The organism is Pseudomonas sp. NFX15, assembly GCF_049132105.1.
GTDB lineage: Bacteria > Pseudomonadota > Gammaproteobacteria > Pseudomonadales > Pseudomonadaceae > Aquipseudomonas.
This window is the reverse complement of sequence record NZ_JAFMPV010000010.1, coordinates 146,937-173,034: the sequence shown is the minus strand read 5'-3', so window position 1 is coordinate 173,034 and position 26,098 is coordinate 146,937. Positions and strand designations below refer to the sequence as shown.

22 protein-coding genes are annotated in these 26,098 nt (G+C 59.7%); 19 read left to right on the top strand and 3 right to left on the bottom strand.

Going from position 1 to position 26,098, the window contains the following annotated elements; translation table 11 throughout:
* Nucleotides 1-73: 73 nt before the first annotated feature.
* Both clpA and clpS read right to left on the bottom strand, forming a co-directional pair.
* A complete protein-coding gene (gene clpA, locus J1D76_RS13680; RefSeq protein ID WP_421138808.1) occupies nucleotides 74-2,344 on the bottom strand; it encodes an ATP-dependent Clp protease ATP-binding subunit ClpA in 2,271 nt (756 codons plus the stop codon).
* 30 nt (nucleotides 2,345-2,374) lie between these two features.
* Entirely contained in the window at nucleotides 2,375-2,758 is a 384-nt protein-coding gene (gene clpS / locus J1D76_RS13675; RefSeq protein WP_421138807.1) for an ATP-dependent Clp protease adapter ClpS, read from the bottom strand.
* Nucleotides 2,759-2,981: 223 nt separating this feature from the next.
* On the opposite strand from clpS, the gene cspD reads away from it, so the two are divergent.
* A complete protein-coding gene (cspD, locus tag J1D76_RS13670) occupies nucleotides 2,982-3,236 on the top strand; it encodes a cold shock domain-containing protein CspD (protein ID WP_421138806.1) in 255 nt (84 codons plus the stop codon).
* Nucleotides 3,237-3,315: 79 nt separating this feature from the next.
* Here cspD and icd read toward each other — a convergent pair whose 3' ends face one another.
* A complete protein-coding gene (gene icd / locus J1D76_RS13665) occupies nucleotides 3,316-4,572 on the bottom strand; it encodes an NADP-dependent isocitrate dehydrogenase (protein WP_421138805.1) in 1,257 nt (418 codons plus the stop codon).
* Nucleotides 4,573-5,065: 493 nt separating this feature from the next.
* Here icd and J1D76_RS13660 point away from each other — a divergent pair, with 493 nt between their 5' ends.
* From J1D76_RS13660 to nuoJ, 18 genes are all read left to right on the top strand, one after another.
* Entirely contained in the window at nucleotides 5,066-7,291 is a 2,226-nt protein-coding gene (locus J1D76_RS13660) for an NADP-dependent isocitrate dehydrogenase (RefSeq protein ID WP_421138804.1), read from the top strand.
* Nucleotides 7,292-7,613: 322 nt separating this feature from the next.
* Nucleotides 7,614-8,060 carry an NUDIX hydrolase gene (locus tag J1D76_RS13655; RefSeq protein WP_421138803.1) on the top strand — a complete coding sequence of 149 codons (447 nt, stop codon included), beginning with the start codon at nucleotides 7,614-7,616 and terminating at the stop codon, nucleotides 8,058-8,060.
* Nucleotides 8,061-8,119: 59 nt separating this feature from the next.
* The gene (mnmA, locus tag J1D76_RS13650; RefSeq protein WP_008062013.1) at nucleotides 8,120-9,253 is read left to right on the top strand and encodes a tRNA 2-thiouridine(34) synthase MnmA; all 1,134 of its coding nucleotides are present in this window, start codon (nucleotides 8,120-8,122) and stop codon (nucleotides 9,251-9,253) included.
* Nucleotides 9,250-9,873, top strand: coding sequence for a high frequency lysogenization protein HflD (gene hflD / locus J1D76_RS13645; RefSeq protein ID WP_421138802.1), 624 nt, complete (start codon nucleotides 9,250-9,252; stop codon nucleotides 9,871-9,873). The genes mnmA and hflD overlap by 4 nt, the downstream gene beginning before the upstream one ends.
* 124 nt (nucleotides 9,874-9,997) lie before the next feature.
* Nucleotides 9,998-11,368, top strand: coding sequence for an adenylosuccinate lyase (gene purB, locus J1D76_RS13640; protein ID WP_421138801.1), 1,371 nt, complete (start codon nucleotides 9,998-10,000; stop codon nucleotides 11,366-11,368).
* 86 nt (nucleotides 11,369-11,454) lie between these two features.
* Complete coding sequence (locus J1D76_RS13635) at nucleotides 11,455-12,627, top strand: JmjC domain-containing protein (protein WP_421138800.1); 1,173 nt, start codon at nucleotides 11,455-11,457, stop codon at nucleotides 12,625-12,627.
* Nucleotides 12,617-13,045, top strand: coding sequence for a GNAT family N-acetyltransferase (locus J1D76_RS13630; RefSeq protein WP_421138799.1), 429 nt, complete (start codon nucleotides 12,617-12,619; stop codon nucleotides 13,043-13,045). The genes J1D76_RS13635 and J1D76_RS13630 overlap by 11 nt, the downstream gene beginning before the upstream one ends.
* 139 nt (nucleotides 13,046-13,184) lie before the next feature.
* Nucleotides 13,185-13,946, top strand: a complete 762-nt coding sequence (locus tag J1D76_RS13625) for a secretin N-terminal domain-containing protein (RefSeq protein WP_421138798.1) — start codon at nucleotides 13,185-13,187, stop codon at nucleotides 13,944-13,946.
* Nucleotides 13,947-14,422: 476 nt separating this feature from the next.
* Entirely contained in the window at nucleotides 14,423-15,748 is a 1,326-nt protein-coding gene (gene aceA / locus J1D76_RS13620; protein WP_095079283.1) for an isocitrate lyase, read from the top strand.
* A 613-nt stretch (nucleotides 15,749-16,361) separates the two neighbouring features.
* On the top strand, nucleotides 16,362-16,775 hold the full coding sequence (locus J1D76_RS13615; RefSeq protein ID WP_003223812.1) for an NADH-quinone oxidoreductase subunit A: 414 nt from the start codon (nucleotides 16,362-16,364) through the stop codon (nucleotides 16,773-16,775).
* Nucleotides 16,776-16,785: 10 nt separating this feature from the next.
* Nucleotides 16,786-17,460 (top strand): NuoB/complex I 20 kDa subunit family protein, encoded by a 675-nt coding sequence (locus tag J1D76_RS13610; RefSeq protein ID WP_046037844.1) that lies wholly within the window; start codon nucleotides 16,786-16,788, stop codon nucleotides 17,458-17,460.
* A 72-nt stretch (nucleotides 17,461-17,532) separates the two neighbouring features.
* Nucleotides 17,533-19,317 carry an NADH-quinone oxidoreductase subunit C/D gene (nuoC, locus tag J1D76_RS13605; RefSeq protein ID WP_421138797.1) on the top strand — a complete coding sequence of 595 codons (1,785 nt, stop codon included), beginning with the start codon at nucleotides 17,533-17,535 and terminating at the stop codon, nucleotides 19,315-19,317.
* Nucleotides 19,318-19,319: 2 nt separating this feature from the next.
* Complete coding sequence (gene nuoE, locus J1D76_RS13600) at nucleotides 19,320-19,817, top strand: NADH-quinone oxidoreductase subunit NuoE (protein WP_008053447.1); 498 nt, start codon at nucleotides 19,320-19,322, stop codon at nucleotides 19,815-19,817.
* Nucleotides 19,814-21,169: an NADH-quinone oxidoreductase subunit NuoF gene (nuoF, locus tag J1D76_RS13595; RefSeq protein WP_421138796.1), complete on the top strand. Its 1,356-nt coding sequence runs from the start codon at nucleotides 19,814-19,816 to the stop codon at nucleotides 21,167-21,169. The genes nuoE and nuoF overlap by 4 nt, the downstream gene beginning before the upstream one ends.
* A gap of 137 nt (nucleotides 21,170-21,306) precedes the next feature.
* A complete protein-coding gene (gene nuoG, locus J1D76_RS13590; RefSeq protein ID WP_421138795.1) occupies nucleotides 21,307-24,021 on the top strand; it encodes an NADH-quinone oxidoreductase subunit NuoG in 2,715 nt (904 codons plus the stop codon).
* Entirely contained in the window at nucleotides 24,018-25,025 is a 1,008-nt protein-coding gene (gene nuoH, locus J1D76_RS13585) for an NADH-quinone oxidoreductase subunit NuoH (protein ID WP_421138794.1), read from the top strand. Before nuoG ends, nuoH begins: the two co-directional genes overlap by 4 nt.
* 12 nt (nucleotides 25,026-25,037) lie before the next feature.
* Nucleotides 25,038-25,583, top strand: a complete 546-nt coding sequence (nuoI, locus tag J1D76_RS13580) for an NADH-quinone oxidoreductase subunit NuoI (protein ID WP_201190678.1) — start codon at nucleotides 25,038-25,040, stop codon at nucleotides 25,581-25,583.
* A 9-nt stretch (nucleotides 25,584-25,592) separates the two neighbouring features.
* Nucleotides 25,593-26,096 (top strand): NADH-quinone oxidoreductase subunit J, encoded by a 504-nt coding sequence (nuoJ, locus tag J1D76_RS13575; RefSeq protein WP_103395473.1) that lies wholly within the window; start codon nucleotides 25,593-25,595, stop codon nucleotides 26,094-26,096.
* The last annotated feature ends 2 nt before the right edge of the window (nucleotides 26,097-26,098 follow it).

Sequence of the window (26,098 nt, the reverse complement as noted above, 5' to 3'; positions counted from 1 at the left end):
AGGATCAGCGGTGTATTTGGCAGACAACAAAAAGGCGCCTCACGGCGCCTTTTTGCTTTACCGCGATAGAACGTCAGGCCATTTCGGCGGTGGTCTCGAACTCGAAGGTCAGCTCGCCGTCCTTGATGTCGATGTGTACCACACCACCATGCTCGGCCAGTTCGCCAAAGAGAATCTCCTCCGCCAGCGGACGCTTGATCTTGTCCTGGATCAGGCGTGCCATTGGGCGAGCACCCATCGCCGCGTCGTAGCCACCTTCGGCCAGCCAGCTGCGAGCAGCATCGGTGACTTCCAGCAATACACGCTTGTCTTCCAGCTGCGCCTGAAGCTCGGTAAGGAACTTGTCCACCACGCTCTTGATGACCTCATGACTGAGGCGACCAAACTGGATAATGGTGTCCAGACGGTTGCGGAACTCCGGTGTGAAGCTCTTCTTGATCACTTCCATCGCATCGGACGAGTGGTCCTGGAAGGTGAAACCGATCGAAGCACGGGCGGCAGTCTCGGCACCGGCGTTGGTCGTCATGATGACGATCACGTTACGGAAATCCGCCTTGCGCCCGTTGTTATCGGTCAACGTACCGTGGTCCATGACCTGCAGTAGCAAGTTGAAGACTTCCGGATGCGCCTTCTCGATCTCATCGAGCAACAGCACGCAGTGTGGTTGCTTGGTGATGGCTTCGGTGAGCAGGCCACCCTGATCGAACCCGACATAACCTGGAGGTGCACCGATCAGACGCGATACGGTGTGCCGTTCCATGTACTCGGACATGTCGAAACGAATCAACTCGACACCCAACGCCTTGGCCAACTGACGCGCCGCTTCGGTTTTACCGACCCCGGTCGGCCCGGCGAACAGGAACGAACCGACAGGCTTGTCAGGCGACTTGAGGCCGGCACGGGACAGCTTGATCGCAGTTGCCAGTGAATCGATCGCGGCATCCTGGCCAAACACCGTCAATTTCAGGTCTCGCTCAAGATTACGCAGTAGCTCTTTATCGGAACTGGTGACGTGCTTAGGCGGAATCCGCGCAATTTTCGCGACGATGTCCTCGACCTGCGGCACCTCGATGCGTTTGACGCGCTTTTCGACCGGTTGCAGGCGCTGGTAGGCACCCGCCTCGTCGATAACATCGATGGCCTTGTCCGGCATGTGCCGATCATTGATGTAACGCGAGGCCAGCTCAGCCGCTGCGCGCAGGGCCTCATCGCTGTACTCGATGTTGTGATGGCTCTCGAACCGACCTTTCAGGCCGCGCAGAATGCCAATGGTGTCTTCTACCGAAGGCTCCGACACATCGACCTTCTGGAAGCGCCGGGCCAAGGCACGGTCCTTCTCGAAAATCCCCCGGAACTCCTGGAACGTAGTCGATCCGATGCAACGGATATCACCCGAGGACAGCAACGGCTTGAGCAGGTTCGAGGCATCCATGACACCGCCCGACGCAGCACCTGCACCGATGATGGTGTGGATTTCGTCGATGAACAGGATCGCCTGCGGACGTTTTTTCAGTTCATTGAGCAACGCCTTGAAGCGTTTCTCGAAATCGCCGCGGTATTTGGTACCGGCCAGCAAGGCACCCAGGTCGAGGGAATACACCACGCTGTTGGCCAGCAGGTCCGGCACCTGGTTATCGACGATGCGCTTGGCCAGGCCTTCGGCAATCGCGGTTTTACCCACGCCCGCCTCGCCCACCAGCAGCGGATTGTTTTTGCGGCGGCGCGCCAGGATCTGCGCAACGCGCTCGACTTCCAGTTCGCGGCCTACCAATGGATCGATTCGACCCTGGCGCGCAAGTTCGTTGAGATTGCTGGCATAAGCATCCAGCGGATTGCCTGAAGAAGAAGACTCACCGCCCTCGTCGTCCTGCATATCTTGCTCACCTTCAGAGTGATCGCCGTGCCCTGGCACCTTGGAAATGCCGTGGGCGATGTAGTTGACGACATCAATACGGGCAACGCTCTGCTGTTTCAGCAGGAACACTGCCTGACTCTCTTGCTCACTGAAGATCGCGACCAGCACGTTGGCGCCAGTCACTTCGCGTTTGCCCGAGCTCTGTACGTGGAACACAGCACGCTGCAGTACACGCTGGAAGCCCAGGGTTGGCTGGGTTTCGCGATCCTCGTCGTGTACGGGGATCAATGGCGTGGTGGAGTCGATGAACTCCTGCAGGTCATGCTTGAGTTTGTCGAGGTTTGCGCCGCACGCACGCAATACGGTGGCGGCAGCCTCATTATCCAATAGGGCCAGCAAGAGGTGTTCGACGGTCATGAACTCATGACGTTTCGAACGGGCTTCCTTGAAGGCAAGATTGAGGGTGACTTCGAGCTCGCGGTTTAACATAGCTTCACCTCATACCCAAGTGGTCGGCGATTAACCGTCCTTCTCGATTTCACAGAGTAGCGGATGCTGGCTTTCCCTGGCGTACTGGTTGACCTGCATGGCCTTGGTCTCGGCGATGTCGCGGGTAAACACTCCACATACTGCCCGTCCTTCTGTATGGACGGCCAGCATGACCTTGGTCGCCAGCTCGCGATTCAGGTTAAAAAACACCTCGAGCACTTCGACGACGAAATCCATCGGTGTGTAGTCATCGTTGAACAAAACCACCTTGTACATCGGCGGCGCCTGAAGTGCAGGCTTTGCCTCCTGAACAGCAATGCCTGCCGAATCGTCGTCGTGTACCTCCGGGCGATCTTTCTGGAGAGTCGGGCGATCCTGATTGAATGTTAGTCGAATCTGGCTGATTGCATGCATGGAAAGAAAGGTTCGTCAGTTGTTCAAATACATGGTGGGGACGGCTATCAGCGTTTTCAACTCCGACTGCCGGGTCAGCTTGACTATCGGCAAAACGGTGTTACAACCAATAGAGCCCACAGTGGGTAAAAAAGGTCCGCGGAGTCAATCTTATTTACAGATTCGACTGCGGATGAACTGGATGATACTCCAGTGATGGAGTCTGTTGCAGAGGGAGTTGGGTATGGCAGTCGGCAAGGTGAAGTGGTTCAACAATGCCAAGGGTTACGGTTTCATCAACGAGGAAGGCAAGACAGAAGATCTGTTTGCTCACTACTCGGCCATCAAAATGGAAGGTTATAAAACCCTGAAAGCCGGGCAAGCTGTCGTATTCGATATCATCCAGGGACCTAAAGGCCTGCACGCGGTCAACATCGGCGACCCTGTAGATGGCTCGAATACCGTGACACTTGCCGAGCAACAGACCGTGACGGCCTGATACCGCCACGTCACCCAGCCATAAAAAAACCGCCTGGCTCAACTTGTTGATCCAGGCGGTTTTTGTGTGCCTGCGTTATTTACATATGCGAGATCAGCGCGTCACCGAAGCCGGAAGACGACACCAGCTTCGCGCCATCCATTAGACGCTCGAAGTCATAGGTCACGGTCTTGGCGGAAATTGCGCCGTTGGTGCCCTTGATGATCAGGTCGGCCGCTTCGGTCCAGCCCATGTGGCGCAGCATCATTTCCGCGGACAGGATCAGCGAGCCCGGGTTGACCTGGTCCTTGCCGGCGTACTTCGGCGCGGTACCGTGGGTGGCTTCGAACATGGCCACGGTGTCGGACAGGTTGGCACCTGGCGCAATACCGATGCCGCCCACTTCCGCCGCCAGGGCGTCGGACAGGTAGTCGCCGTTCAGGTTCAGGGTCGCGATCACATCGTATTCGGCCGGGCGCAGCAGGATCTGCTGGAGCATGGCGTCGGCGATGGCGTCCTTGACGATGACGTTCTTGCCGGTTTTCGGGTTCTTGAACTGCATCCACGGACCGCCATCGAGCAGGGTCGCGCCGAACTCTTCAGCCGCCACTTCGTAGGCCCATTCCTTGAAGGCACCTTCGGTGAACTTCATGATGTTGCCTTTGTGCACGATGGTCAGCGAGTCGCGATCGTTGTCGACCACATATTGCAGGGCCTTGCGCGCCAGGCGCTTGGTGCCTTGCAGGGAGACCGGCTTGACGCCAATACCGCAGTTCTCGTCGAAACGGATCTTGGTTACGCCCATTTCTTCTTTCAGGAACTTGATGACCTTGGTGGCTTCCGGCGTACCCGCCTTCCACTCGATGCCGGCGTAGATGTCTTCGGAGTTCTCGCGGAAGATCGTCATGTCGACGTCGCCTGGCTTCTTGACCGGGCTAGGCACGCCTTCGAACCAGCGCACCGGGCGCAGGCAGACGTAGAGGTCAAGTTGCTGACGCAGGGCCACGTTCAGCGAACGAATGCCACCACCGACCGGAGTGGTCAGCGGGCCCTTGATGGAAACCACGTAATCCTTGACCGCGTCCAGGGTTTCCTGAGGCAGCCAGGTGTCCTGATCGTAAACCTGAGTCGCTTTTTCCCCAGCGTACACTTCCATCCAGGAAATCTTGCGTTCGCCACCGTAGGCCTTCTTAACAGCAGCATCGACAACCCTGATCATGACCGGGCTGATGTCGACGCCAATGCCGTCGCCTTCGATGAAGGGGATGATCGGGTTATTAGGAACATTGAGAGAATGGTCTGCATTGACGGTGATTTTGTCGCCGACGGCTGGAACCTGAATCTTCTTGTAACCCATGCTGAACTCCATTGATTGGATTGAACATCTGGCTTGGTTCGAGCGTAACCCAGTTGAATCGGCGCGCAAACCCTATGTTCCATCCATCTGCTGCAAAGCCTTGCAACCCGCGCGCTACAGGCCTGAAAGCAAAGGGAAAAGTGCCAAACTCAAGCACGACGGACGACCTTGCGCCCGGCGCGTCCCTGCGACCTTTAGACCAATGGACGAATCTGGATGCATATGAACCATCGGCAGATTGCCAGCTACCTATGTATAATGCCGCCGCTGACTAAAGGGTCACGTCAGGTCGAACCGCTCTACGACGAGCATTTCCGCCAGTTACGCCGGTCTGTTACCGCATCCCGGCTACTTGACACCCTACTGATGCACCCAACATCACAGCAACGAAACCTCGATATTCGGCTCATGGATGACTTTGAACGAACGCGCTTACCCGGCGCACTCGAGTTTCTGCGCCCGCTTTAGCAAAGAAGAGAGAGTTAATCCGAATATGCCCACCCGCTCGAAGATCATCTATACCTTCACCGACGAAGCCCCAGCCCTCGCCACCTATTCTCTGTTGCCTATCATCGAGGCCTATACCGCTTCGGCCGATATCGCCGTTGAAACCCGCGATATCTCTCTTGCAGGGCGCATCCTGGCCAGCTTCCCCGAGCAACTGGGTGACAAAGCCGTAGCCGACCACCTCGCCGAACTGGGCGCCCTGGCCGTTACGCCTGAAGCCAACATCATCAAGCTGCCGAACATCAGCGCCTCGGTTCCGCAACTGCAAGCCGCGATCAAAGAACTGCAAGCCCAGGGTTACAACCTTCCGGACTACCCGGAAACCGTAATCTGCGACGCCGACAAAGAAGCCAAGTCGCGCTACGACAAGATCAAGGGCAGCGCCGTGAACCCGGTCCTGCGTGAAGGCAACTCCGACCGCCGCGCGCCATTGTCGGTCAAGAACTACGCACGCAAGCACCCGCACAAGATGGGCGCCTGGGCCAAGGACTCCAAGTCCCACGTTGCGCACATGAGCACCGGCGATTTCTACGGCAGCGAAAAAGCCGCCCTGATCGACGCCGCTGACGCCGTGAAAATCGAACTGATCGCTCAAGACGGTACCGCTACCGTCCTGAAAGAAAAGACCAGCGTACAAGCCGGTGAGATCCTCGATTGCGCGGTCATGAGCAAAAACGCCCTGCGCAGCTTCATTGCCGCTGAAATCGAAAGCGCCAAGGCACAAGGCGTGCTGCTGTCGGTTCACCTGAAAGCGACCATGATGAAGGTCTCCGACCCAATCATGTTCGGCCAGATCGTTGCCGAGTTCTACAAGGATGCACTGGCCAAGCACGCTGACGTGCTGGCCCAGATCGGCTTCAACCTGAACAACGGCATCGGCGACCTGTACGCTCGTATCAAGGCCTTGCCGGCCGAGCAGCAAGCCGCGATCGAAGCCGACATCCAGGCGGTCTACGCCGTTCGTCCTTCCCTGGCGATGGTCAACTCCGACAAAGGCATCACCAACCTGCACGTGCCGAGCGACGTGATCGTCGACGCCTCGATGCCGGCCATGATCCGTGACTCCGGCAAAATGTGGGGCACCGACGGCCAGTTGCACGACACCAAGGCCGTGATCCCGGATCGCTGCTACGCGACCATCTACCAGGCTGTGATCGAAGACTGCAAAGCCAACGGCGCGTTCGATCCAACCACCATGGGCAGCGTGCCGAATGTCGGCCTGATGGCGAAGAAAGCCGAAGAGTACGGCTCCCACGACAAGACCTTCCAGATCAAGGCTGACGGCGTTGTTCGCGTCACCGACAGCAAGGGCAACCTGCTGATGGAACAGGCTGTTGAAGCCGGCGACATCTTCCGCATGTGCCAGACCAAAGATGCGCCGATCCAGGACTGGGTCAAACTGGCCGTCAACCGCGCTCGCGCAAGCTCGACCCCAGCGATTTTCTGGCTGGACCCGATGCGCGCCCACGACGGCGTGGTGATCGAGAAGGTTCAGGCTTACCTGAAGGATTACGACACCGCCGGCCTGGACATCCAGATCATGGCTCCGGTCGACGCCATGAAGTACACCCTGCAGCGCACCCGCGACGGTAAGGACACCATCTCGGTGACCGGCAACGTACTGCGCGACTACCTGACCGACCTGTTCCCGATCATGGAACTGGGCACCAGCGCCAAGATGCTGTCGATCGTGCCGCTGATGAACGGCGGTGGCCTGTTCGAAACCGGCGCTGGCGGTTCGGCGCCCAAGCACGTTCAACAACTGTTGGAAGAAAACTTCCTGCGTTGGGATTCGCTGGGTGAATTCCTGGCTCTGGCCGCGTCCCTGGAACACCTGGGCGTGACCTACAACAATCCGAAGGCGCTGGTTCTGGCCAAGACCCTGGACCAGGCCACCGGCCAGTTCCTGGACAACAACAAGTCGCCATCGCGCAAAGTCGGCAACATCGACAACCGCGGCAGCCACTTCTACCTGGCGCTGTACTGGGCTCAAGCCCTGGCCGCCCAGACCGAAGACGCTGCACTGCAAGCGCAGTTCGCGACCCTGGCCAAGACCCTGACCGAGAACGAGGCAACCATCGTTGCCGAGCTCAACGCCGTGCAGGGCAAGCCAGTGGACATCGGCGGTTACTACCACGCCGACGCCGAGCTGATCAGCAAGGCCATGCGCCCAAGCGCAACCTTCAACGCGGCGGTTGCTGCGCTGGTTTAAGGTTGTTAGGGAACATCACACACCCCGGCCCTGTGCCGGGGTTTGTGTTTCTGGCCCAAGCAAGCAATCCTGTAGGAGCTGGCTTGCCAGCGAAGGCAATTTATCATTCAAAGCCTTCATTGACTGACCCACCGCCTTCGCTGGCAAGCCAGCTCCTACAATAACCGGGTCGCACGACCATCCTTGTGGCGACGCATACCCTGTAGGAGCCGGCTTGCCGGCGAATCCGATCTCGAGCCATGCATCGACCTTTCGAACGCCTTCGCTGGCAAGCCAGCCCCTACAGGGGGCGGGTGTCAATATTCTATATTGAGGACACTTCATGGACTGGAAACCCCACATCACCGTTGCCACCATCGTCGAAGACAACGGCCGCTTCCTGATGGTCGAGGAACTCAAGCACGGGCGCGTGGTGCTCAACCAGCCCGCCGGTCACCTCGATCCGCATGAAACCCTGACCGAAGCCGCCGTTCGCGAAACCCTCGAGGAAACCGGTTGGGACGTCGAAGCGACCGGCGTCTTGGGCATTTATCTCTACACCGCCCCCAGCAACGGCGTGACCTATCAACGGGTGTGCTTTATCGCCAAGGCACTCAAACATAACCCCGACTATCAACTGGACGACGGCATCGTCGGTGCCAAGTGGTTGACCCGCGAGGAATTAATCGAGCAGCGCGACAACTGGCGCAGCGAGCTGATCATCCGTTGCATCGACGATTACCTGGAAGGCCACCGCTTCGGTCTGGAACTGATCCGCCCTTCTCTTTAGCCTTGAGGCCGTGAGCCTGATAGAATCGCGTCCTTTTTCAAGACACTCATTGAATCCCTATGCGTGATCCAGCCCCTTCTGACACACAAAAGAAGCGCGTCATTGTCGGCATGTCCGGCGGCGTGGACTCTTCCGTTTCTGCCCTCCTGCTGATCGAGCAGGGTTATGAGGTGGAAGGCCTGTTCATGAAGAACTGGGAAGAAGACGATGGAACGGAATATTGCACCGCCATGGACGACCTGGCGGATGCGCAAGCCGTGTGCGACAAGATTGGCATCAAGCTGCACACCGCCAACTTCGCCGCCGAGTACTGGGACAACGTGTTCGAGCACTTCCTGGCCGAATACAAGGCCGGACGCACGCCGAACCCGGACATCCTGTGCAACCGCGAAATCAAGTTCAAGGCGTTCCTCGACTACGCTATGATGCTGGGCGCCGACCTGATCGCCACCGGCCACTACGTGCGTCGTCGCGACATCGATGGCCGCACCGAACTGCTCAAGGGCCTGGACCCGAACAAGGACCAGAGCTACTTCCTGCACGCTGTCGGCGGCGAGCAGATCGCCAAGACCCTGTTCCCGGTCGGCGAACTGGAAAAACCGCAAGTGCGCGCCATCGCCGAGAAATACGAGCTGGCGACCGCGAAGAAAAAGGATTCCACCGGAATCTGCTTTATCGGCGAGCGCCGCTTCAGCGACTTCCTCAAGCAGTACCTGCCGGCGCAACCGGGCGAGATCAAGACCACCGAAGGTGAAATCATCGGCCGCCACCATGGCCTGATGTACCACACCATCGGTCAGCGTCAGGGCCTGGGCATTGGCGGCCTGAAAGATGCCAGCGATGAGCCGTGGTACGTGCTGATCAAGGACCTGGAGCACAACGAGCTGATCGTTGGCCAGGGTAATGATCACCCGTGGCTGTTCTCCCGCGCCCTGCTCGCTTCGGACATCTATTGGGTCAACCCGATCGACCTGAGCCAGCCGCGCCGGCTGACCGCCAAGGTCCGTTATCGCCAGGGCGACCAGCCCTGCACCCTGGAAAAAACCGCGACCGGTTACCGCGCGACCTTCGATGACCCGCAACGCGCAGTCACTCCGGGCCAGTCCGTGGTGTTCTACGACGGTGAAATCTGCCTCGGTGGCGGCGTGATCGAAGTCGCAGAGCCATGGACGAGCAAGGGCCAGGCCCAATGAACCCGATTCAGGAGCAACTCACGGCACTGGGCGGCGTGTTCCTCGCCGCGGTGCTGGTGGACAGGATTGCCAAAACCGGCCAGACCAACGAGGCCGGCCTGACCTGCATGCTCGGCAGCCTGCTGATTCGCGACCCCAAGGACACACTGGAAGTCTACGGCGGCGACGACATCAACTTGCGCGAAGGCTATCGCGCCCTGGTCGGCGCCCTCGAGCGCGATCCGAGCGCCCTGCAGCGTGAACCGCTGCGTTATGCCTTGGCGATGCTCGGCCTTGAGCGTCAACTGGCCAAGCGCAACGACATGCTCGACGTGATCGGCAAGCGCTTGCCGCAGATTCAGTCCCAGGTCGAACACTTCGGCCCGGCGCACGAAAACGTGATCGCAGCCTGCGGCGCCTTGTACCAGGAAACCTTGAGCACGCTGCGCCAACGCATCCAGGTGCACGGTGACATGCGCAACCTGCAGCAACCAAGCAACGCTTCGAAAATTCGTGCCTTGCTGCTGGCCGGCATCCGTTCGGCGCGCCTGTGGCGCCAGTTGGGCGGTCATCGCTGGCAGTTGGTGATGAGCCGTCGAAAATTGCTCAAAGAGCTTTACCCCTTGATGCGCAACGAATAACTCGCATCGACAGCACCGAACTCAGCAATACGCGTAATACGCCGGTCAGTTGGCGACGGACCGGCGGATTTTTTCATGTATGATACGCGCCCCATTTCGTTGCCCGACTGTCCGAGAACACCCCATGCAGCTCTCTTCGCTCACTGCGGTTTCCCCTGTTGACGGCCGCTACGCCGGCAAAACCCAGGCCCTGCGCCCAATTTTCAGCGAGTACGGCCTGATCCGAGCCCGTGTTCTGGTTGAAGTGCGTTGGCTCCAGCGCCTGGCCGCTCACCCTGCCATCAGCGAAGTGCCGGCGTTTTCCGCCGAAGCCAACGCTGTGTTGAACACCCTGGCGGAAAACTTCTCTCTGGAGCACGCCGAGCGCGTCAAAGAGATCGAGCGCACCACCAACCACGACGTCAAGGCCATCGAATACCTGCTCAAAGAGCAAGCGGCCAAGCTGCCGGAACTGGCCAAGGTCAGCGAATTCATCCACTTTGCCTGCACCAGCGAGGACATCAACAACCTGTCCCACGCGCTGATGCTGCGCGAAGGCCGTGATGACGTGATGCTGCCGCTGATGCGCCAGACCGCCAATGCCATCCGCGAACTGGCCATCCGCTTCGCCGACGTGCCGATGCTGTCGCGCACCCACGGCCAACCGGCCTCGCCGACCACCCTGGGCAAAGAACTGGCGAACGTGGTTTACCGCCTCGAGCGCCAGATCGCTCAGGTCGCTGCCGTTTCGCTGCTGGGCAAGATCAACGGCGCTGTCGGCAACTACAACGCTCACCTGTCGGCCTACCCTGAGATCGACTGGGAAGCCAACGCCCGCGCCTTCATCGAAGACGAGCTGGGTCTGGGCTTCAACCCGTACACCACGCAAATCGAGCCGCACGACTACATCGCCGAGCTGTTCGACGCGATCGCTCGCTTCAACACCATCCTGATCGACTTCGACCGTGACATTTGGGGCTACATCTCCCTGGGTTACTTCAAGCAGCGCACCATCGCGGGTGAAATCGGTTCGTCGACCATGCCGCACAAGGTCAACCCGATCGACTTCGAAAACTCCGAAGGCAACCTGGGTATCGCCAACGCACTGTTCCAGCACCTGGCGAGCAAACTGCCAATCTCCCGCTGGCAGCGCGACCTGACCGACTCCACCGTATTGCGTAACCTCGGTGTCGGCTTCGCCCACAGCGTGATCGCGTACGAAGCCAGCCTCAAGGGCATCAGCAAGCTTGAGCTCAACGAGCAGAAGATTGCCGCCGACCTGGACGCCTGCTGGGAAGTCTTGGCCGAGCCGATCCAGACCGTGATGCGCCGCTACAACATCGAAAACCCGTACGAAAAACTGAAAGAATTGACCCGCGGCAAGGGCATCAGCCCTGAAGCGTTGCAGACTTTCATTGACGGCCTGGACATGCCAGCCGCCGCCAAGGCTGAGCTGAAACTGCTCACCCCGGCCAACTACATCGGCAACGCTGTAGAACAAGCCAAACGCATCTGATCGATCGCTAGACCCTTTGAAGACGCCCGGCCGCGCCGGGCGTTTTTATTCCCGTCTGAAAAGTGCATTTTTTCAATAGGTTACACATGAATCCTGACATTCCTCTTCAACTTCTGGGCGGCATCACGGCACGGGAATTCCTGCGCGACTACTGGCAGAAAAAACCCCTGCTGATCCGCCAGGCGATTCCTGATTTCGAGAGCCCGATCGACGCTGACGAACTGGCCGGCCTGGCGCTGGAAGAAGAAGTCGAATCGCGCCTGATCATCGAGAACGGGGAGCGTCCGTGGGAGCTGCGTCGCGGCCCGTTCGCCGAAGATGAATTCAGCAAGCTGCCTGAACGTGACTGGACCCTGCTGGTTCAAGCCGTGGACCAGTTCGTACCGGAAGTCAGCGAGCTGCTGGACAATTTCCGCTTCCTGCCGAGCTGGCGCATCGACGACGTGATGATCAGCTACGCCGCGCCGGGTGGCAGCGTCGGTCCGCACTTCGACAACTACGACGTGTTCCTGCTGCAAGGCCACGGCAAGCGCAACTGGAAGATCGGCCAGATGTGCAACACCGAGAGCCCGCTGTTGGCCCACGCCGACCTGCGCATCCTCGCTGATTTCGAAGCCACCGACGAATGGGTGCTGGAACCGGGCGACATGCTCTACCTGCCGCCGCGCCTGGCCCACTGCGGCGTGGCCGTCGATGACTGCCTGACCTACTCGGTCGGCTTCCGTGCGCCGAGCGCCGCCGAAGTGCTGACCCACTTCACCGACTTCCTCAGCCAGTTCCTGACGGACGAAGAGCGCTACACCGATGCCGACGCGGTGCCGGCAGCCGATCCTCACCAGATCCAGCGCGACGCACTCGACCGCCTCAAGGGCCTGCTGGCCGAGCACATGAGCGACGAGCGCCTGCTGCTGACCTGGTTCGGCCAGTTCATGACCGAGCCACGCTACCCGGAACTGGTGGTTGGCCCGGAAGACGTCGAAGAAGGCGATGTCATGAACGAGCTGGAGCAAGGTGCGATCCTGATCCGCAACCCGAGCGCTCGCCTGGCGTGGTCCGAAGTCGACGACGACCTGCTGCTGTTCGCCAGCGGCCAGAGCCGTTACCTGCCGGGCAAGCTGCGCGAACTGCTGAAGATGATCTGCTCCGCTGACGCGCTGCACGCCGACAACCTCGGCGAGTGGCTGAACGATGAAGACGGCCGCAGCCTGCTGTGCGAACTGGTCAAGCAAGGAAGCCTGGGGTTTGCCGATGACGAATAAAATTCGCGTGCGTGTCGCCGACTGGCAGAAAGACAACGCCGAGATCCGGCGCATTCGTGAAACGGTGTTCGTGGCCGAGCAATCGGTTCCGCCAGAATTGGAATGGGATGCCGATGATGTTGATGCCGTGCATTTCCTCGCGTACGAAGGCGATTTTCCAATTGGTACCGCCCGCCTGCTGCCCGACGGCCACGTCGGCCGGGTGTCGGTGCTCAAGGACTGGCGCGGCTTGAAAGTCGGCGATGCGCTGATGCAAGCGGTGATTGGAGAGGCCGAAGCGCGCGGCCTGAAGCAGCAAATGCTCAGCGCCCAGGTTCAGGCCACGGCGTTCTATGAGCGCCTGGGTTTCAGCCTGGTCAGCGAGGAGTTCCTGGAAGCCGGGATTCCGCATGTCGACATGGTCCGCCATTCGGCCTGATACCAAAGCAATAGGCAGCACCCTAAAACGCCCCGACATCGCACGATGCCGGGGCGTTTTGCTGTCTACGATTCAACTAGCGGCACACAAGGCCGACAAACTGGCAATATCAAGCCTCTAGAACGCGGAGAAAACGGACATGTCCCTACGCACCCTGCTCACCACCCTGCTGCTCGGCTGCAGTGTTTCGGTGATGGCAGCCACGGAAATCGTGCCCCTCAAATACCACACCAGTGCCGACCTGCTGCCAGTGGCGCAGGATTTCGTCGGCAAGGACGGCCAGGTCAGCGCCTACGGTAGCCAGCTGATCGTCAACGCCGATCAACGCAAGATCGACGAACTTAAAGCCCTTCTCTCGCAACTCGACACCGCCCCCAAACGCCTGCTGATCACCGTCGACACCCGCGACAGCAACGGTCAGGGCGACCAGGGTTACTCGGTCAACGGCGCCAAGCCCAGCCAGACGCACATCATCAGCTACAACACCGACAGCCGCGACGGCGGCACACAACAAGTCCAGGCCAGCGAAGGCACCCCGGCGCTGATCCAGGTCGGCCAGAGCGTACCGATCACCAGCAGCCAGACCGATTCCTACGGCGGTTACAGCAGCGAAACCCAATACCGCAACGTCACCCAGGGTTTCTACGTCACCGCAAACGTCACCGGCGACATCGTTCACTTGTCGATTAGCACCAACCGTGACCGCATGAGCCAGGAACGTCCCGATGTAGTGAACGTGCAAAGCACCGACACAACCGTCACCGGGCACCTGGGCGAATGGATCCTGCTGGCGGGCATGAACGGCCAGACCCAGGCCGACAAACAGGGCCAGACCCATAGCTACTCGACCCAGAGCCGCAACGACATGACGTTGCGGGTGAAAGTCGACACTTTGGACTAAAGCCCCGAAAACTGACCGGCGAGTCGTATTAGACCAAAGATGTAGTGCTCGAAAAAAAGCACTACAAAACGTTTGACGAGGCAAAAAAGCAAAGGCATGATGGCCTCGCTCCCGCTAATCAGGGGCCCTGGCAAGGGCCTTCGAGGCGATGTTCGCAACTTACCCCCGCGAACCGCTTCGTGTCTGTACCGCCCACAAGGTGTGTTTGACGAGGTTGTCGACTGGAACGAAGTTGTCCCGAGGGACGGAAGCGTAATTAGGTAACCCGGCACCACACTGATGTTCGTACTACGGCCCACGACGCCCGAATGCGCCCGCAGTTCGCCTTTACCTGCTCACTTCCCCTCGAGCCCATCGTTCATCTTGTCGCCCTCCCCGCCGAATCCGACTTGACCATCAAAGCTTCTGGTCAGCGAGCGCAGGAATTTTCCACCGCAGAACAACTTTTCATAAAGACGCGACGAGGTTTATCTCCCATGGCACTGACACGCGAACAGCAAATTGCAGCCCTCGAAAAAGACTGGGCTGAAAACCCGCGCTGGAAAGGCGTGACACGCACTTACTCCGCTGCTGACGTCGTCCGCCTGCGTGGCTCGGTTCAACCAGAGCACACCTTTGCAAAAATGGGCGCCGAGAAGCTGTGGAACCTGGTCACCCAGGGTGCCAAGCCGGCCTTCCGTCCTGAGAAAGATTTCGTCAACTGCATGGGCGCCCTGACCGGCGGCCAGGCTGTGCAACAAGTCAAAGCCGGTATCCAGGCAATCTACCTGTCGGGCTGGCAAGTGGCTGCGGACAACAACTCCGCCGAATCGATGTACCCGGACCAGTCGCTGTACCCGGTGGACTCGGTTCCGACCGTGGTCAAGCGCATCAACAACGCGTTCCGTCGCGCTGACCAGATCCAGTGGAAAGCCGGCAAGAACCCGGGCGACGCTGGCTACATCGACTACTTCGCGCCAATCGTGGCTGACGCCGAAGCCGGTTTCGGCGGCGTACTGAACGCCTACGAGCTGATGAAGAGCATGATCGAAGCAGGCGCCGCCGGCGTTCACTTCGAAGACCAACTGGCTTCCGTGAAGAAATGCGGCCACATGGGCGGCAAGGTACTGGTTCCGACCCAGGAAGCCGTACAGAAGCTGACCGCTGCTCGTCTGGCGGCCGACGTTGCCGGTACGCCGACCATCATCCTGGCCCGTACCGACGCCAACGCCGCTGACCTGCTGACTTCGGACTGCGACCCGTACGACCAGCCATTCGTCACTGGCGAACGTACCCAGGAAGGCTTCTACAAAGTGCGCGCAGGCCTGGACCAGGCCATCGCCCGCGGCCTGGCTTACGCTCCGTACGCCGACCTGATCTGGTGCGAAACCGCCAAGCCAGACCTGGACGAGGCTCGTCGTTTCGCCGAAGCGATCAAAAAGGAATACCCGGACCAACTGCTGTCGTACAACTGCTCGCCTTCCTTCAACTGGAAGAAAAACCTGGACGACGCGACCATCGCCAAGTTCCAGCGCGAACTGTCCGCCATGGGTTACAAGCACCAGTTCATCACCCTGGCCGGCATTCACAACATGTGGCACAGCATGTTCAACCTGGCGCACGACTACGCCCGCAACGACATGACTGCCTACGTGAAGCTGCAAGAGCAGGAATTCGCTGACGCTGCCAAGGGTTACACCTTCGTGGCTCACCAGCAGGAAGTGGGCACCGGCTACTTCGACGACATGACCACCGTGATCCAGGGTGGCTCGTCCTCGGTAACCGCGCTGACCGGTTCGACTGAAGAAGAACAGTTCCACTGATCTGCTTCGCTTGAGTAAACGGCCGTTGCGGACCGATTAGAAACCGCAACGCCGCAAATCTGACGCCCCGACTGGTTCGGGGCGTTTTTTTGTCTGCGATTCCAGCTCACTTGTAGGAGCTGGCTTGCCAGCGAAGAGGCCCGAAAGCCATGCATTGAATGATCGAACGCCTTCGCTAGCAAGCCAGCTCCTACAAGGTTGCATTTCGGCCAAAAACCCTGATCCGGAGTGCCTCGACGCCAGAAAAATCCGCCAAAACGCGCCCAGCCGCAACTTGCTGTAACGGGCATATAAGGCAACTTCCCGCGCACTTGCCCGTTAAACAGTTTAAAAATGCCGTCAAATAATATTGATTATCATTTACTAGTAACTACTTTCATTACAGCGTCCACAAAACATAATTGACGAAATGCCGGCTAATGCCCAAGGAGCAAGGCCTGCAGGGGTTTTCACACGCGCTATGTCCTTATTCCCACAAATAATTTCGCTATAGGAATTTTACTTGCCGGGTGTTTAGCCATAAAATCAGCGGGATTGATTGCTGCGACATATCGTCACTGCGTTGTTACTTTTCAAGCTCAGAGACCTTTGCTCTCTGTTAAGGATTACCAGCATGCCCGAAGCGACAGGACTCATGGCCCACAACTGGGGCTTTGCCATTTTCCTTCTAGGCGTCGTCGGCCTCTGTGCCTTCATGCTGGGCGTGTCCAGCCTCCTCGGGTCAAAAGCCTGGGGCCGCAGCAAAAACGAACCGTTCGAGTCTGGCATGCTACCTACAGGTGGCGCCCGCTTGCGGCTCTCAGCCAAATTCTATCTGGTCGCGATGCTCTTCGTGATCTTCGATATCGAAGCCCTCTTTCTCTTTGCATGGTCTGTGTCCGTCCGCGAAAGCGGCTGGACCGGATTCGTCGAAGCTCTCGTTTTCATAGCAATTCTGTTGGCAGGCCTTGTCTACCTATTCCGAGTGGGCGCCCTTGACTGGGCTCCGGAAGCTCGGCGCAAGCGGCAAGCGAAGCTGAAACAATGAGGCTTTGGCAATGCAATACAATCTCACCAGGATCGACCCCGATGCTCCTAACGAGCAGTATCCGATTGGCCAACGGGAAACCGTTTCCGATCCGTTAGAAGATCAAGTCCACAAAAACATTTTCATGGGCAAGCTCGAAGACGTGCTTAACGGCACGATCAACTGGGGCCGAAAGAACTCCCTGTGGCCGTATAACTTCGGTCTTTCGTGCTGCTATGTGGAAATGACCACCGCCTTCACGGCGCCTCACGACATCGCGCGCTTTGGCGCCGAGGTTATCCGGGCATCGCCGCGTCAGGCGGATTTCATGGTTATCGCCGGTACCTGCTTCATCAAGATGGCGCCGATCATCCAGCGTCTCTACGAGCAAATGCTCGAACCTAAATGGGTGATTTCCATGGGTTCGTGCGCCAACTCCGGTGGCATGTACGACATCTACTCTGTCGTTCAAGGGGTGGACAAGTTCCTGCCCGTGGACGTCTACGTGCCTGGCTGCCCGCCCCGTCCTGAAGCTTTCCTGCAAGGCTTGATGCTGTTGCAAGAGTCGATTGGACAGGAGCGTCGTCCGCTTTCCTGGGTCGTGGGTGATCAAGGCGTCTACCGCGCCGAGATGCCTTCGGAGAAGGAAAAGCGCCGCGAACAGCGAATCGCAGTCACCAACCTGCGCAGCCCCGACGAAGTCTGATCCAGATCTGCTTCTTATATAGAACGAGACACTGGCTTCATTCTTTACGTTGACCGAAAGCGATAAATAACCATGACTACAGGCAGTGCTCTGTACATCCCGCCCTACAAGGCAGACGACCAGGATGTGGTCGTCGAACTGAACAATCGTTTTGGCCCGGACGCGTTCACCGCCCAGCCTACCCGCACCGGCATGCCGGTGCTTTGGGTTGCCCGCGCCAAACTCGTCGAAGTCCTCAGCTTCCTGCGTAACCTGCCCAAGCCGTACGTCATGCTCTATGACCTGCACGGCGTGGACGAGCGTCTGCGCACCAAGCGTCAAGGGCTGCCGAGCGGCGCCGACTTCTCTGTGTTCTACCACTTGATGTCGATCGAACGTAACAGCGACGTCATGATCAAGGTGGCCCTGTCCGAGAGCGACCTCAGCCTTCCAACCGTGACCGGTATCTGGCCAAACGCCAACTGGTACGAGCGTGAAGTCTGGGACATGTACGGCATCGACTTCAAAGGCCACCCGCACCTGACGCGCATCATGATGCCGCCGACCTGGGAAGGTCACCCGCTGCGCAAGGATTTCCCGGCCCGTGCGACCGAGTTCGACCCGTTCACCCTGAACCTGGCCAAGCAGCAGCTCGAAGAAGAATCTGCGCGCTTCAAGCCGGAAGACTGGGGCATGAAGCGCTCCGGCCCGAACGAGGACTACATGTTCCTCAACCTCGGCCCGAACCACCCTTCGGCGCACGGTGCGTTCCGCATCATCCTGCAGCTGGACGGTGAAGAGATCGTCGACTGCGTACCCGACGTCGGCTACCACCACCGTGGTGCCGAGAAGATGGCCGAGCGTCAGTCCTGGCATAGTTTCATCCCGTACACCGACCGTATCGACTACCTCGGCGGCGTGATGAACAACCTGCCATACGTGCTCTCGGTCGAGAAGCTGGCCGGCATCAAGGTGCCCGAGAAGGTCGACGTCATCCGCATCATGATGGCCGAGTTCTTCCGGATCACCAGCCACCTGCTGTTCCTGGGCACCTACATCCAGGACGTCGGCGCCATGACCCCGGTGTTCTTCACCTTCACCGACCGCCAGAAGGCGTACACGGTGATCGAAGCCATTACCGGTTTCCGCCTGCACCCGGCCTGGTACCGCATCGGCGGTGTCGCCCACGACCTGCCGCGCGGCTGGGAAAAACTGGTGAAAGACTTCGTCGAGTGGATGCCAAAGCGTCTGGACGAATACCAGAAAGCCGCCCTGGACAACAGCATCCTGCGTGGCCGGACCATCGGCGTCGCTGCCTACAACACCAAAGAGGCCCTGGAATGGGGCGTCACCGGTGCCGGCCTGCGTTCGACCGGTTGCGATTTCGACCTGCGTAAAGCGCGTCCGTACTCGGGCTACGAGAATTTCGAGTTCGAAGTGCCGCTGGCTGCCAATGGCGATGCCTACGACCGCTGCATCGTGCGTGTGGAAGAGATGCGCCAGAGCATCAAGATCATCGACCAGTGCCTGCGCAACATGCCGGAAGGCCCGTACAAGGCGGATCATCCGCTGACCACGCCGCCGCCGAAAGAGCGCACCCTGCAGCACATCGAAACCTTGATCACGCACTTCCTGCAAGTTTCGTGGGGCCCGGTCATGCCGGCCAACGAATCCTTCCAGATGATCGAAGCGACCAAGGGCATCAACAGTTATTACCTGACGAGCGATGGCGGCACCATGAGCTACCGCACCCGGATTCGTACCCCAAGCTTCCCGCACTTGCAGCAGATCCCTTCGGTGATCAAAGGCAGCATGGTCGCGGACTTGATTGCGTACCTGGGTAGTATCGATTTCGTTATGGCCGACGTGGACCGCTAAGCATGAACAGCACGCTTATCCAGACAGACCGTTTCACCTTGAGTGAAACCGAGCGCTCGGCCATCGAGCACGAGTTGCATCACTACGAAGACCCGCGCGCGGCGTCGATCGAAGCCCTGAAGATCGTCCAGAAGGAACGTGGCTGGGTGCCGGACGGCGCTTTGTACGCTATCGGCGAGATCCTCGGCATCCCGGCCAGCGACGTTGAAGGCGTGGCCACGTTCTACAGCCAGATCTTCCGTCAGCCGGTGGGCCGTCACATCATTCGCGTCTGCGACAGCATGGTCTGCTACATCGGCGGCCACGAGTCCGTGGTCAGCGAAATCCAGAGCAAGCTGGGCATTGGCCTGGGCCAGACCACCACCGATGGTCGTTTCACCCTGCTGCCGGTCTGCTGCCTCGGCAACTGCGACAAGGCGCCGGCGTTGATGATCGACGACGACACCTTCGGTGATGTGCAGCCAGCCGGCGTTGCCAAACTGCTCGAGGGCTACGTATGACCCTGACTTCCTTTGGTCCAGCCAACCGCATCAAGCGTTCGGCCGAGACTCACCCGCTCACCTGGCGCCTGCGTGACGACGGCGAAGCCGTCTGGCTCGACGAGTACCAGGCCAAGAATGGTTACGCTGCTGCGCGCAAGGCGTTCGCCGACATGGCCCAGGACGACATCGTCCAGACCGTGAAGGATTCCGGCCTCAAGGGTCGCGGCGGTGCAGGCTTCCCCACGGGCGTGAAGTGGGGCCTGATGCCCAAGGACGAATCGATCAACATCCGCTACCTGCTGTGCAACGCGGATGAAATGGAGCCGAACACCTGGAAAGACCGCATGCTGATGGAGCAACTGCCCCATCTGCTGATCGAAGGCATGCTGATCAGTGCTCGCGCGCTGAAAACTTACCGTGGCTACATCTTCCTGCGTGGCGAATACACCACCGCCGCCAAGCACCTCAACCGTGCCGTGGAAGAAGCCAAGGCTGCTGGCCTTTTGGGCAAGAACATCCTCGGTTCGGGTTTTGATTTCGAGCTGTTCGTCCACACCGGTGCCGGGCGTTACATCTGCGGTGAAGAAACCGCACTGATCAACTCCCTCGAAGGCCGCCGCGCCAACCCGCGCTCCAAGCCGCCCTTCCCTGCCGCCGTGGGCGTGTGGGGCAAGCCGACTTGCGTGAACAACGTCGAGACCCTGTGCAACGTGCCGGCGATCATTGCCGACGGCGTGGACTGGTACAAATCGTTGGCCCGCGAAGGCAGCGAAGACATGGGCACCAAGCTCATGGGCTTCTCCGGCAAAGTGAAGAACCCTGGCCTGTGGGAACTGCCATTCGGCGTGACCGCTCGCGAGTTGTTCGAAGACTACGCCGGCGGCATGCGCGACGGTTACAAGCTCAAGGCCTGGCAACCGGGCGGTGCCGGTACCGGCTTCCTGTTGCCGGAACACCTGGACGCACAAATGTATGCCGGCGGCATCGCCAAAGTGGGCACCCGCATGGGGACCGGCCTGGCCATGGCGGTGGACGACAGCGTCAACATGGTGTCGCTGCTGCGCAACATGGAACAGTTCTTCTCTCGCGAATCCTGCGGTTTCTGCACCCCTTGCCGCGATGGCTTGCCATGGAGCGTCAAGCTCTTGATGGCCATCGAGAACGGTGAAGGCCAGCCAGGCGACATCGAGACCCTGCTGGGTCTGGTCGGTTTCCTCGGCCCAGGCAAAACCTTCTGTGCTCACGCACCGGGCGCCGTGGAGCCGTTGGGCAGTGCCATCAAATACTTCCGTCCAGAGTTCGAAGCCGGTATCGCGCCTGTCAGCGCCGCCGTCCCGCCCCTGGCAAGGCCGATCGTTATCGGCGCGTAAATGCTTAAAAAAAGCGAAGGGTCCGTGCTCTTCGCTTTTCGTGTGATGACGCCTTTACCGGCTGTGTTGATTCACGCGAATAACAAGATTCCATTAGCCACGCCCGCTGACACCGGGCCAACGAAGAACTTTGAACCATGGCCACTATCCACGTAGACGGCAAAGCGCTCGAAGTCGATGGGGCAGACAACCTGTTACAGGCATGTCTGTCTCTGGGCCTCGATATTCCGTATTTCTGCTGGCACCCTGCCCTGGGCAGCGTTGGCGCTTGCCGCCAGTGCGCGGTCAAGCAGTACACCGACGAGAACGACACTCGTGGTCGTATCGTCATGTCCTGCATGACCCCTGCCACCGACAACACCTGGATCTCCATCGAAGATGAAGAATCCAAGGCGTTCCGCGCCAGTGTTGTCGAATGGCTGATGACCAACCACCCTCACGACTGCCCGGTCTGTGAAGAAGGCGGTCACTGCCACCTGCAAGACATGACGGTAATGACCGGCCACAACGAGCGCCGTTACCGCTTCACCAAGCGTACCCACCAGAACCAGCAACTGGGCCCGTTCATTTCCCACGAGATGAACCGCTGCATCGCTTGCTACCGCTGCGTGCGCTTCTATAAAGACTACGCTGGCGGCACCGACCTGGGTGTGTTCGGCGCCCACGACAACGTTTACTTCGGTCGCGTTGAAGACGGCACCCTGGAAAGCGAGTTTTCCGGCAACCTCACCGAGGTCTGCCCGACCGGTGTGTTCACCGACAAGACTCACTCCGAGCGCTACAACCGCAAGTGGGACATGCAGTTCTCGCCGAGCATCTGCCATGGTTGCTCCAGCGGTTGCAACATCTCCCCGGGCGAACGTTACGGCGAACTGCGTCGCATCGAAAACCGTTTCAACGGTTCGGTGAACCAGTACTTCCTGTGCGACCGTGGCCGTTTCGGCTACGGCTACGTCAACCGCGAAGACCGTCCGCGTCAGCCACTGCTGGCAAACGGTACCAAGCTGAGCCTCGACGACGCGCTGGACAACGCCGCTGAGCTGCTGCGCGGTCGCAACATCGTCGGTATCGGTTCGCCACGCGCCAGCCTCGAGAGCAATTACGCGTTGCGCGAACTGGTCGGTGCCGAGCACTTCTACTCGGGTATCGAAGCTAGCGAACTGGAACGCATCCGCCTGGTCCTGCAAGTGCTCAAAGACAGCCCGCTGCCAGTGCCGAACATGCGCGACATCGAAGACCACGACGCCGTGTTCGTCCTCGGTGAAGACCTGACCCAGACCGCTGCCCGCATGGCCCTGTCCCTGCGCCAGTCGGTCAAGGGCAAGGCTGAAGACATGGCCGACGCCATGCGCGTCCAGCCTTGGCTCGACGCCGCGGTGAAGAACATCGGCCAGCACGCGCTGAACCCGCTGTTCATTGCCAGCCTGGCTGAGACCAAGCTCGACGACATCGCCGAAGAGTGCGTTCACGCCGCTCCAGACGACCTCGCCCGCATCGGTTTCGCCGTGGCTCACGCCCTCGACGCCAGCGCACCGGCCGTCGAAGGCCTGGACGCTGAAGCCGTTGAGCTGGCCAAGCGCATCGCCGACGCCTTGCTCGCGGCCAAGCGCCCACTGATCATCGCCGGTACTTCCCTGGGCTCCAAAGCCTTGATCGAAGCCGCCGCGAACATCGCCAAAGCCTTGAAGCTGCGCGAGAAGAACGGTTCCATCAGCCTGATCGTGCCAGAGGCCAACAGCCTCGGCCTGGCCATGCTCGGTGGCGAATCGGTCGACGCCGCATTGCAAGCCGTGATCGACGGTAAAGCCGACGCCATCGTCGTGCTGGAAAACGATCTGTACACCCGCACTGACAAAGCCAAAGTCGACGCTGCGCTGGCCGCGACGAAAGTGCTGATTGTTGCCGATCACCAGAAAACCGCCACCAGCGACCGCGCCAACCTCGTTCTGCCAGCGGCCAGCTTCGCTGAAGGCGACGGTACCCTGGTCAGCCAGGAAGGTCGCGCCCAGCGCTTCTTCCAAGTCTTCGATCCGAAGTACATGGACGCGAGCATCCTGGTTCACGAAGGCTGGCGCTGGCTGCATGCCCTGCGCGCGACCCTGCTAAACCAGCCGATCGACTGGACCCAACTGGACCACGTCACTGCGGCCGTTGCTTCCAGCACGTCGATCCTGAACCGCATTGTCGACGCCGCACCGTCCGCCGCGTTCCGCATCAAGGGCATGAAACTGGCGCGCGAACCGCTGCGCTACTCCGGTCGTACCGCCATGCGCGCCGACATCAGCGTGCACGAACCGCGTACCCCGCAAGACAAGGACACCGCGTTCGCCTTCTCGATGGAAGGTTACTCGGGCTCGGCTGAACCACGTCAGCAAGTGCCATTCGCCTGGTCCCCGGGCTGGAACTCGCCGCAAGCCTGGAACAAGTTCCAGGACGAAGTCGGTGGTCACATCCGCGCTGGCGACCCGGGCACCCGCCTGATCGAAAGCACCGGTGACTCGCTGAACTGGTTCGCCAGCGTTCCGCGCGCGTTCAACCCGGCGCCGGGCACCTGGCAGGTCGTGCCGTTCTTCCACCTGTTCGGCAGCGAAGAGAACTCTTCGAAAGCCGCTCCGGTCCAGGAACGCATTCCAGCGGCCTACGTCGCTTTGGCCAAATCCGAAGCCGACCGCCTGGGCGTCAACGACGGTGCCCTGCTCAGCTTGAGCGTTGCCGGCCAGACCCTGCGTCTGCCGCTGCGCATCAACGAAGAGCTGGGTGCCGGCATGGTTGCACTGCCTGCGGGCATCGCCGGCATTCCGCCAGCGATCGCAGGCTTTTCCGTTGATGATCTGCAGGAGGCAGCTCAATGACCTGGTTCACTCCTGAAGTGATCGACATCATCATCGCGGTCCTCAAGGCCGTGGTGATTCTGCTCGCCGTGGTGGTTTGCGGCGCACTGCTGAGCTGGGTCGAGCGTCGTTTGCTCGCCCTCTGGCAGGACCGTTACGGTCCGAACCGCGTCGGCCCGTTCGGCGCGTTCCAGATCGCGGCCGACATGATCAAGATGTTCTTCAAGGAAGACTGGACGCCTCCATTCGCCGACAAGATGATCTTCACCCTGGCACCGGTCGTCGCCATGAGCGCCCTGCTGATTGCCTTCGCGATCATCCCGATCACCCCGACCTGGGGCGTGGCGGACCTGAACATCGGCATCCTGTTCTTCTTCGCCATGGCCGGCCTGTCGGTCTACGCGGTGTTGTTCGCCGGTTGGTCGAGTAACAACAAGTTCGCCCTGCTGGGCAGCTTGCGGGCCTCGGCGCAAACCGTGTCGTACGAAGTGTTCATGGGCCTGTCGCTGATGGGTATCGTGATCCAGGTCGGCTCGTTCAACATGCGCGACATCGTTGATTACCAGGCCCAGCACCTGTGGTTCATCATTCCGCAGATCTTCGGTTTCCTGACCTTCTTCATCGCTGGCGTCGCCGTGACTCACCGTCACCCGTTCGACCAGCCGGAAGCGGAGCAGGAACTGGCCGACGGTTACCACATTGAATACGCCGGCATGAAATGGGGCATGTTCTTCGTCGGCGAGTACATCGGCATCGTGCTGATCTCGGCGCTGCTGGTGACCCTGTTCTTCGGTGGCTGGCACGGTCCGTTCGGCATCCTGCCGCAGATCCCGTTCATCTGGTTCGCACTCAAAACCGCGTTCTTCATCATGATCTTCATCCTGCTGCGCGCTTCGATCCCGCGCCCACGGTATGACCAAGTGATGGATTTCAGCTGGAAGTTCTGCTTGCCGCTGACCCTCGTCAACATGCTGGTGACCGCTGCGATCGTGTTGCTCAACACGCCCGCCGTCGCGGCTCAGTGAGGATAGAGAATCATGAAGTACATATTTGACATCGTGCATGGCCTCTACACCCAGCTTCGCAGCCTGGTGATGATCTTCGGCCACGCCTTCCGCAAGCGCGACACGCTGCAGTACCCGGAAGAACCGGTCTACCTGCCGCCGCGCTACCGTGGCCGTATCGTCCTGACCCGCGACCCCGACGGTGAAGAGCGTTGTGTAGCGTGCAACCTGTGCGCCGTGGCGTGCCCGGTCGGTTGCATCTCGCTGCAGAAAGCTGAAACCGAAGACGGTCGCTGGTACCCGGACTTCTTCCGCATCAACTTCTCGCGCTGCATTTTCTGCGGCCTCTGCGAGGAAGCCTGCCCGACCACCGCAATCCAGCTGACGCCGGATTTCGAAATGGCCGAGTTCAAACGTCAGGACCTGGTGTACGAGAAAGAAGATCTGCTGATCTCCGGCCCCGGCAAAAACCCTGATTACAACTTCTATCGTGTTGCAGGTATGGCGATTGCCGGTAAGCCCAAAGGCGCCGCGCAGAATGAAGCCGAACCGATCAACGTGAAGAGCTTGCTGCCTTAAGGAAGAAAGATGGAATTCGCTTTCTATTTCGCATCGGGTATCGCTGTGGTGTCCACGCTTCGCGTGATCACCAACACCAACCCTGTGCACGCCCTGCTCTACCTGATCATTTCGCTGATCGCCGTGGCCATGACGTTCTTCGCCCTCGGCGCACCGTTTGCCGGTGTCCTGGAAGTGATCGCCTACGCTGGCGCCATCATGGTGCTGTTCGTGTTCGTGGTGATGATGCTCAACCTTGGCCCGGCCTCGGTTCAGCAAGAGCGCGTCTGGCTCAAGCCCGGAATATGGGGCGGCCCGGTGCTGCTCGCCGCACTGCTGCTGGTGGAACTGCTGTACGTGCTGTTCTCCCACCAGAGCGGCCAGGCCGTCGGCCACACCACCGTAGACGCCAAGGCCGTGGGCATCAGCCTGTTCGGTCCTTACCTGCTGGTGGTCGAACTCGCCTCGATGCTGCTGCTCGCCGCAGCCGTCACGGCGTTCCATTTGGGCCGTAACGAAGCCAAGGAGCAATGACG

Bases quoted from the DNA above. Each gene is read 5' to 3' on its own strand.
- nuoH (WP_421138794.1), top strand. From the start codon at position 24,018: ATGACCTGGTTCACTCCTGAAGTGATCGACATCATCATCGCGGTCCTC.
- J1D76_RS13630 (WP_421138799.1), top strand. From the start codon at position 12,617: ATGACGAATAAAATTCGCGTGCGTGTCGCCGACTGGCAGAAAGACAAC.
- J1D76_RS13660 (WP_421138804.1), top strand. From the start codon at position 5,066: ATGCCCACCCGCTCGAAGATCATCTATACCTTCACCGACGAAGCCCCA.
- J1D76_RS13610 (WP_046037844.1), top strand. From the start codon at position 16,786: ATGCAATACAATCTCACCAGGATCGACCCCGATGCTCCTAACGAGCAG.
- icd (WP_421138805.1), bottom strand. From the start codon at position 4,572: ATGGGTTACAAGAAGATTCAGGTTCCAGCCGTCGGCGACAAAATCACC.
- J1D76_RS13655 (WP_421138803.1), top strand. From the start codon at position 7,614: ATGGACTGGAAACCCCACATCACCGTTGCCACCATCGTCGAAGACAAC.
- mnmA (WP_008062013.1), top strand. From the start codon at position 8,120: ATGCGTGATCCAGCCCCTTCTGACACACAAAAGAAGCGCGTCATTGTC.
- J1D76_RS13635 (WP_421138800.1), top strand. From the start codon at position 11,455: ATGAATCCTGACATTCCTCTTCAACTTCTGGGCGGCATCACGGCACGG.
- J1D76_RS13615 (WP_003223812.1), top strand. From the start codon at position 16,362: ATGCCCGAAGCGACAGGACTCATGGCCCACAACTGGGGCTTTGCCATT.
- nuoF (WP_421138796.1), top strand. From the start codon at position 19,814: ATGACCCTGACTTCCTTTGGTCCAGCCAACCGCATCAAGCGTTCGGCC.
- cspD (WP_421138806.1), top strand. From the start codon at position 2,982: ATGGCAGTCGGCAAGGTGAAGTGGTTCAACAATGCCAAGGGTTACGGT.
- nuoE (WP_008053447.1), top strand. From the start codon at position 19,320: ATGAACAGCACGCTTATCCAGACAGACCGTTTCACCTTGAGTGAAACC.
- nuoC (WP_421138797.1), top strand. From the start codon at position 17,533: ATGACTACAGGCAGTGCTCTGTACATCCCGCCCTACAAGGCAGACGAC.
- nuoG (WP_421138795.1), top strand. From the start codon at position 21,307: ATGGCCACTATCCACGTAGACGGCAAAGCGCTCGAAGTCGATGGGGCA.
- aceA (WP_095079283.1), top strand. From the start codon at position 14,423: ATGGCACTGACACGCGAACAGCAAATTGCAGCCCTCGAAAAAGACTGG.
- clpS (WP_421138807.1), bottom strand. From the start codon at position 2,758: ATGCATGCAATCAGCCAGATTCGACTAACATTCAATCAGGATCGCCCG.
- clpA (WP_421138808.1), bottom strand. From the start codon at position 2,344: ATGTTAAACCGCGAGCTCGAAGTCACCCTCAATCTTGCCTTCAAGGAA.
- purB (WP_421138801.1), top strand. From the start codon at position 9,998: ATGCAGCTCTCTTCGCTCACTGCGGTTTCCCCTGTTGACGGCCGCTAC.
- nuoI (WP_201190678.1), top strand. From the start codon at position 25,038: ATGAAGTACATATTTGACATCGTGCATGGCCTCTACACCCAGCTTCGC.
- nuoJ (WP_103395473.1), top strand. From the start codon at position 25,593: ATGGAATTCGCTTTCTATTTCGCATCGGGTATCGCTGTGGTGTCCACG.
- hflD (WP_421138802.1), top strand. From the start codon at position 9,250: ATGAACCCGATTCAGGAGCAACTCACGGCACTGGGCGGCGTGTTCCTC.
- J1D76_RS13625 (WP_421138798.1), top strand. From the start codon at position 13,185: ATGTCCCTACGCACCCTGCTCACCACCCTGCTGCTCGGCTGCAGTGTT.